We start from the raw sequence: 11,858 nt of genomic DNA, 5'->3' as shown, positions 1-11,858 counted from the left end.
GTTGTTTGCGCGGCGTGGCTGCGGGGGCCTAACCGGTCGGCAGGCCTTTGAAGACGCGCGGCGGAATATCGTCGCGCGTCAGCCCCATGCGCGCCGGTTGCGCGGCGCTTTTCATAGCAGGGCCGATGATCTGCGCCATGCGCGCCCGGCGCCGTCCACGGGGGTTCACGTCAAAGCCCATCATGGCGAAACAGGTGTCGATCCGGGCGCCAAGCGACATGCGCCCCATGCCGATCGCGACATTGCCCATGCTCATACGGAACCCTCTGCGCGGCCGGGTGTCCCCGGGCCGGCAGGGTCAGGGCATCTTGCAGGGATTTCCCAACGCCGGCGCCCCCAATTGCTGCAACGCAGCAACGCGCGCAACACGGCGCCGCGTCGCGCCGAACGGCCCGGCAGATCAGCCGGCGTGGTGCAGACTTGCGAACAGAGCCGGGTCCAGGCTTTGGGAGGCGAATGTCGCGCCTTCGGTCAACACGGATACCGCATCATGGGAATGCAGACTTTCCTGATGGCTGGCAAGCACGCGGAAATCGCCGATACGGGGGTCTGCGTGCAATTGTTCGGCAAACAGCCGCGCCGCGTCTTCGACAAAGATCGGATTGGCGGCGTTGAGCTCGGCAAACGCCTGCTCGTCTTCGCGTTTCACCATCACCTGGGTTTCGGTCGGCACGGCGGCGCGGCACAGGTCGATCACGTCCTCGAACCACAGGCTACGCCCCGGCTTCATCTGCACCGACAACCGGGCGACCGACCGCTGCGAATGCGGCGTCGCAAGCTGCCCGCGCGTGCGCCGGGCGTGTTCCGCCAGTTCCAGCGAACACGGGCAGGTCGAGCTGTACACGTAATCCAGGTGCAGCAACCGCTGGCGCAGCCCCTGCACTTCGATCAATTCCAGCGCGATGTCGTAATACTGATACCCCGACAGGCCCGACCGCAGGCTGTCCATTTTCACCGGAAACGACAGGCGCATCATGATCCGGGCATCGAAACTGCCAAGGTCCGTCTTGTAATCGTCCAGCGCCGCTTCGATCACGTCAAAGGAGAACGACTTTTCCGCATGAACATAAAAGCTGCGCATGATGCGCGACATGTTGATGCCCTTCTTGCCCGCCTCAAGGCTGACCGTGCCGGTGACCGAGGTTTCCAGCATCAAGTCCCCGACGCCACGGGAGCGATAGCGCAGCGGCAGACGGAAATTGGAAATCCCCACATGCTGGATCGCCCGGTTTTCGCCCCGGATCAGCGAGGCGGGGCCGTTCTGAAGGTCGGGAAGCGTGGCGCGATAGGCAGCGTCGGCGACGAACCCGTCGGGATAATCGCGCGCAAGATCCGGATAGGGCAGCCCGTCGCGCAACGCCACAAGGTCCGGATCGACGGCGGCAAGGTCTCCGTCGCCGGCCCCGGCGATATAGCGGCGCAGCAGCGCAAGCGCCTGGGCCGCGTCGTCGCGGCTGGGCTCAAGGTTCAGGTCGGGCGTATGGATGTTCATCTCTGGCATCCCTGGGGGCTGTGCGGGTCACGGGACAGATAAGCCCTGCCCCGCGATATTTCCAATGGTTTCTATCCCCGAAGATTTCCGCCGCCTTGCTCAGGCAGCTTCAAGCGCCTGCATCAGGTCGGCGATGATGTCCGCCGGATCTTCCAGCCCGATCGACAGACGCACCAGTCCCGGCGTGATGCCCAGCGTGTCTTTCTGCTCTTGCGGAAGGCGCTGGTGGGTGGTCGTCGCCGGGTGGGTCACGATGGATTTCGCATCGGCGAAATTATTCGAGATCAGGATCGTGTTCAGCGCGTTCAGCACGCGGAAACAGGCGGCTTTTCCGCCCTTGATCTCGAACGCCAGCACCGTGCCGCCCGACGGCGCCTGGCGCAACGCCAGTTCCTGCTGGGGGTGGTCCCTGTGCGTCGGATAATGCACGAAGGACACCTTGTCGTGACCCGACAGCGCGTCGGCGACCTGCACCGCGCCCGCCGCCTGCGCCCGCACGCGCAATTCCAGCGTCTCCAGCGCCTTGAGATGCGACCACGCGGCGAACGGGTTCATCGCGCCGCCGGTGTGTTTCATGTAGGCTTCGATGGGGCCACGGATCAGCTCCTTGCTGCCGCAGATCATACCGCCCAGCATCCGCCCCTGGCCGTCCACATGCTTGGTGGTCGAAATCACCACCAGATCCGCGTCGCAGTCGCGGGCGTAGGAAAACACCGGCGTTGCCATCGCATCGTCTACGATGACAAGCGCGCCGACCCTGTGCGCCGCCCTGCAGACATGGCCGAGGTCGATCACCTCAAGCGTCGGGTTCGAGATCGATTCCAGGAACACCGCCCGCGTGCCCGGCGTCAACGCCGCGTCCCAGGCGGCGGTGTCGCGCCCGTCGACCAGCACGATGTCAACCCCGTAACGCCCGAGAACCTCTTCGAGCACATACAGGCAGGACCCGAACAGCGCCCGCGACGCAACCACCCGATCACCCGCCTTGCACAGCGCCATCAGCGCGCCCGACACCGCCGCCATGCCCGACGTGCAGGCAAAACCATCCTCGTAGCCAAGGTAGCCCGCCAGCCGGTCCTCGAACATGCGCATGGTGGGGTTGCCGTAACGGGCATAGATGAATTCATCGTCGCCCGCCTTGAGAAACCGCTGCTCGGCCGCCTCGGCGCTGTCATAGACAAAGCCCTGGGTCAGGAATATCGCCTCGGACACTTCGTTCCACTGGCTGCGTTTGGTGCCACCGTGAACCAGCGCGGTGCGGGTCTTGCTGTCGCTCATCATCTCGTCCTTCCGGGCCGCTGCCGCCCAAATGAAAAAAGCCCCGACGCGGTCAAGCGAAAGGGGCTTTCGTCTGACCTCTTTAGCGGGTTGTTTAACGTGGCCCGCAATCCGGTTACAAAGCGCCACGAAGGTCCCGATACACCCACGCGCCACCCTGCGTCAACCGGCGCGCGCATGCGCAGGCCGGGCGATCACGCGGGGATGATGCCGCTGCGGACCCACGCGCTGTTGCCCCCGCCCGCGCGCTGCCCCAAGATACCCCCGAGCAGCACAGGACCCATCATGGACGGATTTCTTTTCCAGGCGTCGATCTATCTTCTGGCGGCGGTGATCGCCGTGCCCATCGCCGCGCGACTCGGGCTGGGGTCGGTGCTGGGATACCTTTTGGCCGGGATCATCATCGGTCCGGTGCTGCACCTGGTGTCCGCCACCCAGGATCTGCTGCATTTCGCCGAATTTGGCGTGGTCATGATGCTGTTCATCATCGGGCTGGAACTGGAACCGCGCGCGCTGTGGGACATGCGGCACCGCCTTGTCGGGCTGGGCGGGTCGCAGATCGTGCTGACCACGCTGGCCATCATGGCGGCGGCGATGGTGATGGGGCTGGCCTGGGGGCCGGCGCTGGCCTGCGGAATGATCTTTGCGCTGTCTTCGACCGCGATCGTTCTGCAAACGCTGAGCGAAAAGGGGCTGATGCAGTCGGGAGGCGGGCGGTCGGCGTTTTCCGTGCTGCTCACCCAGGACATCGCGGTGATCCCGATGCTGATCGTGCTGCCCCTGCTTGCGGTGCCGGTCACCGCCTCGCTTGCGCCCGACGGGTCGATCCAGCGGCCGCTCAGGGACGCCGACGCCCACCACGCCATGAGCCTTGTCGACGGGCTGCCCGGCTGGGGCGTGGCGCTTGTGACGCTGTCCGCCGTGGCCGCGATCATCATCGCCGGGGTGTTCGGCGCGCGCCCCCTGTTTCGCCATATCCACTCGGCCCGCCTGCCCGAGATGTTCACCGCGGTGGCGCTGCTGATCGTCGCGGGCATCGCCTTTCTGATGGAACTGGTGGGCCTTTCACCGGCCCTTGGCACCTTTCTGGCGGGTGTCGTGCTGGCGAACTCGGAATTTCGCCACCAGCTCGAATCCGACATCGAGCCGTTCAAGGGCCTGCTGCTGGGGCTGTTCTTCATCACCGTCGGCGCGGGCGTGAGCCTTCAGGCGTTCATGCAGGAACCCCTTGTGATTCTCGGGCTCGCGCTCGGGATGATCTTCGTCAAGGGCGCGATCCTGCATGTGCTCAGCCACATCTTTCGGCTGCGCGTTCGCGGGCGCTGGCTGTTTACCCTGGCGCTGGCGCAGGCGGGGGAATTCGGGTTCGTGCTGATCTCGTTCGCGCTGCAACTGAACATCTTTACCCAGAACCTGGGGCAAAGGCTGTTGCTGGTGGTGGCGCTGTCGATGCTGATCACGCCGTTGCTGTTCATTCTGTTCGACCTGCTCGCCAAGCGCCTGACCGACACGCGCGAAACCCGGCCCGACGACCCGATCGAGGCGGACGGACCGATCATCATCGCGGGCATCGGGCGGTTCGGTCAGATCGTCAACCGGCTGGTGCAAAGCTCGGGGTTCAAGACGGTGGTGATCGACCACGACATGCAGACCATCGAACTGATGCGCAGATTCGGTTTTCGCGGCTTTTTCGGCGATCCCACCCGCCCCGAACTGCTGCACGCCGCCGGGATCAAGGATGCCAAGGTTCTGGTGGCGGGGCTGGACGATCCCAAGGCCACGACCAAGCTGGTGCGCTTTGCGCGGCGCACCCGCGAGGACCTGTTCATCGTGGCGCGCGCCCATGACCGGACCCATGTGTACGAGCTGTATCAGGCCGGGGCGAACAAGATCGTGCGCGAGATGTTCGACAGCTCGCTGCGGGCCGGACGCTATGTGCTGGAAGAGGTCGGCATGAGCGAATACGAGGCCGCCATCGCGCAAGAGACCTTTTACCACCACGATCGCGAAACCGTGGCCGAGCTTGCGATGCTGTGGGATCCGACCGTCCCGTCAGCCGAGAACGAAGCCTATGTCAAACGCGCGCGCGAGCTGGAAAAGGAACTGGAAACGGCGCTCTACACCGCGCTCGCGGAAAAACGCAACGACGCGGCATAGGGGCACCGCGACGACACACCCTGCCCCTTGTTCCGCGCGCCCGGCGCTGCGATATAGCGTCCAACGGGGACGGGTCGCCGCGCGGCCACCACACACAGGAGAAACGAGATGCTGAAAGGTTTGGGCGGGCTTGGCGACATGGCCAAGATGATGAAGACCGCGCAGGAAATGCAGGGCAAGATGGCCCAGCTGCAAGAAGACCTCGCCACGCTTGAGGTGGTGGGCGAATCCGGTGCCGGGCTGGTCAAGGCCACCGCCACCGCCAAGGGCGAGCTCAAGGCCCTGGACATCGACCCGTCGATCTTCAACGGCGACGACAAGGAGGTGGTCGAGGACCTGATCCTTGCCGCCGTCAAGGACGCCCAGGCCCGCGCGCAGGAGCGGGCGCAATCCGAGATGCAGAAGCTGACATCGGAAATGGGCCTGCCCGCCGACATGAAGCTGCCGTTCTGAATTCAGAACGGCTCGCCCCCTTTAGACAGGTTTCCCCATTTGCGTGACCGCACCGAGATCGACACCCTGATCGACCTGATGGCCCGGCTGCCCGGCCTTGGCCCGCGCTCGGCGCGCCGGGCGGTGCTGCACCTGATCCGCAAGCGGGCGCTGTTGCTGACGCCACTGGCGGATGCGATGACGGCGGTCGCCGCCTCCGCCCGCGAATGTGTGAACTGCGGCAATGTCGGCACCGCCGATGTCTGCGCGATCTGCGCTGACGAGACCCGGTCGAACGGTCTGCTTTGCGTGGTCGAAGATGTGGCCGACCTGTGGGCAATGGAACGCTCGAACGTGTTCAAGGGGCGCTACCATGTGCTTGGGGGCACCCTGTCCGCGCTGGATTCGATCGGCCCGGACGAATTGCGCATCCCGCAGCTTGTGCGCCGCGTCGAGGACGAGGCGATTTCCGAGGTCATCCTGGCCCTGAACGCCACCGTCGACGGGCAGACGACGGCGCATTACATCGCCGACCAGCTGGAAACGCGCGTGGCGTTGACCTCGCTCGCCCAAGGGGTCCCCATTGGCGGAGAGCTTGATTATCTGGATGACGGCACCATCACCGCCGCCCTGAACGCGCGGCGCCGGATCTGACGCGGATCGCTGGGGGCGGTCCGACGCATGATGTCCACCAGCCGCCGATCCGAGCTCGCTTTCGGCGCCCGCCGAACGCGCGGGCCCCGGCGCGCCGGCCTGGGGGGCATCGCGCGACCCGGATCGAAACCCGCGCCAGCGGCACCGAGGACGGGTTCGAGACGCTGGCTGGCGATCTTTTCAAGTTCTTTCGTGGCTCCGCACTGCTGTTTTACCGCGACATGGTGGGCAGCGACCGGCACATGCCGTCGGTCATGGTGCTGGGCGATGTGCATCCGGGAAATTTCGAGGGGATGCCGGATGAAAACGGCGCGCCGACCTTTGGCGTCAGCGATTTCGATGAATCGACCTATGCCCTTTCACCTGGGACATCATGCGCGGCGCCACCGGGTTCCGGGTGGCGGCCAGGACCGATGACGAACTTCAGCCGATCTCGTCCCGCGACGCGACCTTTCAGCAAGCCGTCGACGATCTTGCCGCCGCCAAGCCGGACCGTTCCGCAGAGCTGCGGGACAAGGACGTGTGCATCCGTCACGGCCAGGGCACCGCGTCGCTGGGACTGCCGCGCTATTATGTGCTCATCGAAGGCCCGTCGCGTGATGCCACCGACGACCTTATCATCGAATTCAAAAGCGCCCGGCGGTCGACCCTGGACGGGCTGACGCCGCCAGGCAGCTTCGATGCGGGCAACAAGGCCGGCCGCATCGTTCATGGCCGACAGGTGCGGCTGCCCCATGGCGACATTTTCTACGGCGCGGTCGAGATCGACGGCGAAAGCTTCATGAGCTGCGAGCGCGTGCGTTTCGCGACAACATCGACCCGGATGGCCTGAGCTACGCCACCTGGAAGGATTACGCCGAAGTCTGCGGCGCCGCGCTGGCCCAAAGCCATGCGCTGTCGGACGATCTGGGGCGGATCGACTACGATGTCGCCCCCTCTATCGTCGAGGCCGCCACCCCGCGCCGCCTTTTCATTGCCGACATCTGCCGCTTTGCGCTGGAAGCGGCGGACCGACTGCAAGCCGACCACGCCGTGTTCCGCGACGATTTTGCCCATGGCGCGTTCGACAGGATCGACAAATCCTATCGCTGAAACGCCAAAGGCCCGCGCCATCCGGCACGGGCCTTTTCGAACGTGTGGAGGACCCTGCCGGTCCGGGCGTCAGCCGCGCGGATCGTCGCTGTCGTCGTCATCCTCGTCGTCGTCATCGCTTGGGGCGGGCAGGTTGAAAAAGCTCTCGGCATCGGAATAGTCGCTCGGGGCCTTGTCGTCCTCGTCATCGTCGCTGCGCGTGTTCGACAGGGTAAAGGTCTCAAGTCCTTCGATGGCGGTGGGCAGCCGCGCCTCGGTGTCCATCCCAAGGCTCTGCTCGGTCGACACCAGCTTGCGGCGTTCGTCATCGGACATGACGGTTTCGCGGCCCTTGGCCGCCTTGGCCACAGCGGCGTCCAGTTCGGTCTGGCGGCACAGGCCCAGCGCCACCGGGTCGATGGGCTGCATGTTCTGGATGTTCCAGTGGGTGCGTTCGCGGATCGACTGGATGGTCGGCTTGGTCGTGCCCACCAGCTTTGAAATCTGCCCGTCCGTCAGTTCGGGGTGGAACTTGACCAGCCAGAGGATCGCGTTCGGGCGATCCTGACGCTTGGACAGCGGCGTGTAGCGCGGACCGCGACGCTTGTCTTCGTCGACAGCGGCGGCGTTGTACTTCAGCTTGAGCTTGGCCATCGGGTTCTTTTCGGCCTGGTCGATCTGCGCCTGTTCGATCTGGTTGTTGCCGACCGGGTCGAACCCCTTGACACCTGCCGCAACGTCACCATCGGCGATGCCCTGCACTTCCAGCTCGTGCATGCCGGTGAAATCGGCGATCTGTTTGAATGTCAGGGTGGTGTTGTCGACCAGCCAGACGGCGGTCGCCTTGGGGTGCAGCAGTTTGGCCATCGTTCAAGTCTCCTTGCAAAACTTCTTCCCCGCCCCCGGACCTCTGGGGGCCGGGATGTCCTGGATGGCTGTCCGGGACGGTTACCGTTGTCGGGGAACTTGGGCGCTATATAGTGAAATCAGGCTGAAGAGGGAAGAGAAAATGCGATGGTTGCTGCCGCTGATCCTGTGCGCGGGACTTGCCCGCGCCGACGGAGAGCCCTCGGGTGACTTCGACTATTACGTCCTGTCGCTCGGCTGGTCGCCGACCTGGTGCGCGCTTGAAGGCGATGCGCGTCAGTCGCCCCAGTGCGACCGCCCGCTGGGCTGGGTCCTGCACGGCCTCTGGCCCCAGTACCACCGCGGCTATCCGGCCCATTGCCCGACGACCCAGCGCCCGCCCAGCCGCGCCATGACCAGCGACATGGCCGACATCATGGGCACGGCCGGGTTGGCCTGGCATGAATGGCACAAGCACGGCGTCTGCACCGGCCTGTCCGCGCGGGATTATTTCGCGTTGTCGCGCAAGGCTTACGATCAGGTGATGCGCCCGGCGGTTCTTCGCGCGCTGGACAAGCCGGTCACGCTGCCCGCCTCGGTGATCGAAGAGGCGTTTTTGAAGGCGAATGATGGCTGGGAGCCGGATATGGTGACCATCACCTGTCGCGACGGACGTATCCAGGAAGCCCGGCTGTGCCTGTCCAAGGACCTTGTCCCTGTGCCATGCGGGCAGGATGTGGTGCGCGACTGCACGCTGAACAGCGCCCTGGTCGATCCTGTGCGCTGAGCGCCATGCCGACAAAAGGCGCGGCCCGTCATGCGCGCCAGGGCGTTTTCGACCTGACGTGTCAAACGTATCGCGGCGGCCTGGGTCGCGTTGGAACGCATCACCGGCGGGCGAACTGGCGCGGCGCGCTGACCTGACATGACCGACATACCTGTGCGGGCGCTCTACGACGCAGATCCACGCTGCGATCAGATATGACGCCCTGCAGTGCCAGCATTGAGCGGTCTGGTCAAAGGCACCGATACCGACCGCACCGATCTTCGTCAGCGCCGAGATCAGGCAGCCGTGCGTTGACGGGGGGGCCCGTGCTTCGCCACGGGGAGGCTGTAAACAGGGGGCGGGCGTTCGCCAAGCGGATCTGCGCCTGGGTTGCGCCACCGCTTTCGCTGCCAGCGCCGGGCGATGGTTCCGGCGCCATTGTCTTGCCGTGGTCTTCGCCACGCGCGCCGCATCGCGCTGGCGCGCGACAATCCACGCGACGCAGACGTTCAGCCCCCCGGAACCACCGCTTGCCGCAACGGCCTGCGGGCGTTACACAGCGCCGACACCGCTAATAAGGGGGAAACCCATGCCCGCCTATCGCTCTCGCACCACCACCCATGGCCGCAACATGGCCGGCGCCCGCGGTCTGTGGCGCGCCACCGGCATGACCGACGGCGACTGGAACAAGCCGATCATCGCGATCGTGAACAGCTTTACCCAGTTCGTGCCAGGTCACGTCCATCTCAAGGATCTGGGGCAGATGGTCGCGCGCGAAGTTGAAAAAGCGGGCGGCGTGGCCAAGGAATTCAACACCATCGCGGTCGACGACGGCATCGCCATGGGCCATGACGGAATGCTCTATTCTCTGCCCTCGCGCGAAATCATCGCCGACAGCGTGGAATACATGGTGAACGCCCATTGCGCCGATGCCATGGTGTGCATTTCCAACTGCGACAAGATCACCCCCGGCATGCTGATGGCGTCGATGCGGCTGAACATCCCCGTGGTGTTCGTATCCGGCGGCCCGATGGAGGCCGGCAAGGTCGAATGGGAGGACGGGGAAAAGGCGCTGGATCTCGTCGATGCCATGGTTGCCGCGGCGGATGACACATACACCGACGCCCAGGTGCAGGCCATCGAAGAGGCCGCCTGCCCAACCTGCGGGTCCTGTTCGGGCATGTTCACCGCCAATTCGATGAACTGCCTGACCGAGGCGCTCGGCCTGTCGCTGCCGGGCAACGGCTCGACCCTTGCCACCCATGCCGACCGCAAGCGCCTGTTCGTCGAGGCGGGGCACCTGATCGTCGATCTGGCCAAGCGGTATTACGAGCAGAACGACGCATCGGTCCTGCCCCGGTCCATTGCAACCTTCGAGGCATTTCAGAACGCCATGACGCTGGACATCGCCATGGGCGGATCGACCAACACCGTGCTGCACCTGCTCGCCGCCGCGTCCGAAGGCGAGGTCGCCTTTGACATGGCCGAGATCGACAGGCTGTCGCGCCAGGTTCCCGTACTGTGCAAGGTGGCCCCCGCCAAGGACGATGTGCACATGGAAGACGTTCACCGCGCGGGCGGCATCATGTCGATCCTGGGTCAGCTTGACCGCGCCGGCCTGATCGACACCAGCGTGCCGACCATTCACGCGGAAACCATGGCCCACGCGCTGGACCGCTGGGACGTGTCGCGCACCAATTCCGAATCGGTGCATGATTTCTTTCGGGCCGCGCCCGGCGGCGTGCGCACCACACAGGCGTTTTCGACGGATCGCCGCTATGACACGCTGGACCTTGACCGCCAGACCGGCGTGATCCGGGACGCCGAACATGCGTTTTCCAAGGATGGCGGTCTTGCGGTTTTGTATGGCAACCTCGCCGAGGATGGCTGCATCGTGAAAACCGCCGGGGTCGATGACTCGATCCTGGTGTTTTCCGGCCCCGCACGCATTTTCGAATCGCAGGACACGGCTGTCAGCGCGATCCTGACCGGCAAGATCGTGCCCGGCGACATTGTTCTGATCCGCTACGAAGGGCCGCGCGGCGGGCCGGGGATGCAGGAAATGCTGTACCCGACCAGCTATCTGAAATCCAAAGGGCTGGGCAAGGATTGCGCGCTGATCACCGACGGGCGCTTTTCGGGGGGGTCTTCGGGCCTGTCGATCGGGCATGTGTCGCCCGAAGCGGCCGAGGGCGGCGCCATCGGCCTTGTGGAAAACGGCGACCTGATCGAGATCGACATCCCCGCGCGCAAGATCCACCTGGCGGTCGATGACGCCGTGCTGGCCGACCGCCGGCTCAAACGGGACGAGGCCGGTTGGCAGCCCGAGGAAAAGCGCAAGCGCAAGATATCGAAGGCGCTCAAGGCCTATGCCGCCCTGACCACCAGTGCCTCGAAAGGCGCCGTGCGTCAGATCTGAATGCGCCGTCGTGGTCCCCGGTCGCGGGGGCCACGGCTGTTACAGGCGGTAGCCGCCGGACACTGTCAGCACCTCTCCGGTGATGAACCCGGCGGCGTCGCTTGCCAGAAACCGCACTGCCCGCGCGATGTCGTCGGGCCGTCCGATCCGCCCAAGGGCGGTGTCCTTCACAATCAGGTCTGTCAGATCATCGGGGCGCGGGGATTCGGGGATGTTGATCGCGCCCGGCGCCACGGCGTTGACGCGGATCTGGCGGGGGCCAAGTTCCTTGGCCATCGCACGGGTCCACAGATTCAGCGCGGCTTTGCTGGCGCCGTAGATCGACGCATCGCGCGGTGGCAACACCGCATTCATCGACGAGATATTCACGATTGCCGCCCCCGGTCCCAGATGGGGCAACGCGGCCGCCAGCAGCGCACCGGGTGCCAGAAGGTTGACGTCCAGCATCTGGTGCAGCGCCGCCGCATCGACGCTGTCCTTGGCGGATGGCCGGATCAGCCCCGCGTTGTTGACCATCACATCAATCCGGCCAAAGCGTTCCAACACCGCCTGAACCACCATATCCGCCGAGCCGGCGCCGGTCAGGTCCACCTGGATTTTGAGGATTTCATCCAGAATACCCGACGGTTGCGTGGTATTCCACGTCAGCGCGACGGCATGGTCGCGCGAAAAATCCTCGGCGATGGCGCGCCCGATGCCGCGCGCGCCTCCGGTTACCAGAACGACCCGTGTCATATCGGCCC

At 65.1% G+C, this 11,858-nt stretch carries 12 protein-coding genes, 1 pseudogene and 1 riboswitch; of the genes and pseudogenes, 8 read left to right on the top strand and 5 right to left on the bottom strand.

The window, feature by feature from the left end; genetic code table 11:
- Positions 1–28: 28 nt before the first annotated feature.
- The 3 genes from ATI53_RS04615 to ATI53_RS04605 form a co-directional block, all read right to left on the bottom strand.
- Positions 29–256 carry a hypothetical protein gene (locus ATI53_RS04615; RefSeq protein ID WP_111549821.1) on the bottom strand — a complete coding sequence of 76 codons (228 nt, stop codon included), beginning with the start codon at positions 254–256 and terminating at the stop codon, positions 29–31.
- Positions 257–400: 144 nt separating this feature from the next.
- The gene (gene folE2, locus ATI53_RS04610) at positions 401–1,492 is read right to left on the bottom strand and encodes a GTP cyclohydrolase FolE2 (protein ID WP_111549820.1); all 1,092 of its coding nucleotides are present in this window, start codon (positions 1,490–1,492) and stop codon (positions 401–403) included.
- Between the two features lie 99 nt (positions 1,493–1,591).
- Entirely contained in the window at positions 1,592–2,770 is a 1,179-nt protein-coding gene (locus tag ATI53_RS04605; RefSeq protein ID WP_205912130.1) for an aminotransferase class I/II-fold pyridoxal phosphate-dependent enzyme, read from the bottom strand.
- A 61-nt stretch (positions 2,771–2,831) separates the two neighbouring features.
- Positions 2,832–2,909, bottom strand: a riboswitch (SAM riboswitch).
- 146 nt (positions 2,910–3,055) lie between these two features.
- On the opposite strand from ATI53_RS04605, the gene ATI53_RS04600 reads away from it, so the two are divergent.
- The 6 genes and pseudogenes from ATI53_RS04600 to ATI53_RS24330 all read left to right on the top strand — a co-directional run bounded on the left by ATI53_RS04600 (position 3,056) and on the right by ATI53_RS24330 (position 7,105).
- A complete protein-coding gene (locus ATI53_RS04600; protein ID WP_009505218.1) occupies positions 3,056–4,927 on the top strand; it encodes a cation:proton antiporter domain-containing protein in 1,872 nt (623 codons plus the stop codon).
- A 108-nt stretch (positions 4,928–5,035) separates the two neighbouring features.
- Positions 5,036–5,380, top strand: coding sequence for a YbaB/EbfC family nucleoid-associated protein (locus ATI53_RS04595; RefSeq protein ID WP_009505219.1), 345 nt, complete (start codon positions 5,036–5,038; stop codon positions 5,378–5,380).
- Between the two features lie 39 nt (positions 5,381–5,419).
- Complete coding sequence (recR, locus tag ATI53_RS04590) at positions 5,420–6,013, top strand: recombination mediator RecR (protein ID WP_009505220.1); 594 nt, start codon at positions 5,420–5,422, stop codon at positions 6,011–6,013.
- Positions 6,010–6,354: pseudogene (locus ATI53_RS24335) on the top strand (DUF2252 family protein); the annotation flags it as partial. The gene recR and the pseudogene ATI53_RS24335, both read left to right, overlap by 4 nt.
- A gap of 32 nt (positions 6,355–6,386) precedes the next feature.
- A complete protein-coding gene (locus ATI53_RS23800) occupies positions 6,387–6,845 on the top strand; it encodes a DUF2252 family protein (protein WP_240778545.1) in 459 nt (152 codons plus the stop codon).
- The gene (locus ATI53_RS24330) at positions 6,800–7,105 is read left to right on the top strand and encodes a DUF2252 family protein (RefSeq protein ID WP_375342728.1); all 306 of its coding nucleotides are present in this window, start codon (positions 6,800–6,802) and stop codon (positions 7,103–7,105) included. Before ATI53_RS23800 ends, ATI53_RS24330 begins: the two co-directional genes overlap by 46 nt.
- Positions 7,106–7,174: 69 nt before the next feature.
- Here the strand turns inward: ATI53_RS24330 and ATI53_RS04580 are convergent, their stop codons facing one another.
- Positions 7,175–7,951, bottom strand: coding sequence for a DUF1013 domain-containing protein (locus ATI53_RS04580; RefSeq protein ID WP_009505222.1), 777 nt, complete (start codon positions 7,949–7,951; stop codon positions 7,175–7,177).
- Between the two features lie 142 nt (positions 7,952–8,093).
- Between ATI53_RS04580 and ATI53_RS04575 the strand changes: the two genes are divergently transcribed.
- Positions 8,094–8,717 carry a ribonuclease T2 family protein gene (locus ATI53_RS04575; RefSeq protein ID WP_009505223.1) on the top strand — a complete coding sequence of 208 codons (624 nt, stop codon included), beginning with the start codon at positions 8,094–8,096 and terminating at the stop codon, positions 8,715–8,717.
- A gap of 568 nt (positions 8,718–9,285) precedes the next feature.
- Positions 9,286–11,115 carry a dihydroxy-acid dehydratase gene (ilvD, locus tag ATI53_RS04570; protein WP_009505224.1) on the top strand — a complete coding sequence of 610 codons (1,830 nt, stop codon included), beginning with the start codon at positions 9,286–9,288 and terminating at the stop codon, positions 11,113–11,115.
- 39 nt (positions 11,116–11,154) lie between these two features.
- Here the strand turns inward: ilvD and ATI53_RS04565 are convergent, their stop codons facing one another.
- Positions 11,155–11,850, bottom strand: a complete 696-nt coding sequence (locus ATI53_RS04565) for an SDR family NAD(P)-dependent oxidoreductase (RefSeq protein ID WP_111549818.1) — start codon at positions 11,848–11,850, stop codon at positions 11,155–11,157.
- Between the last annotated feature and the right edge of the window lie 8 nt (positions 11,851–11,858).

It is taken from the genome of Salipiger aestuarii (assembly GCF_003259905.1).
GTDB classification, from domain to species: Bacteria; Pseudomonadota; Alphaproteobacteria; order Rhodobacterales; family Rhodobacteraceae; genus Salipiger; species Salipiger aestuarii.
Note: the sequence above shows the minus strand (reverse complement) of the source record. Positions and strands in the feature narration are given on the sequence as shown.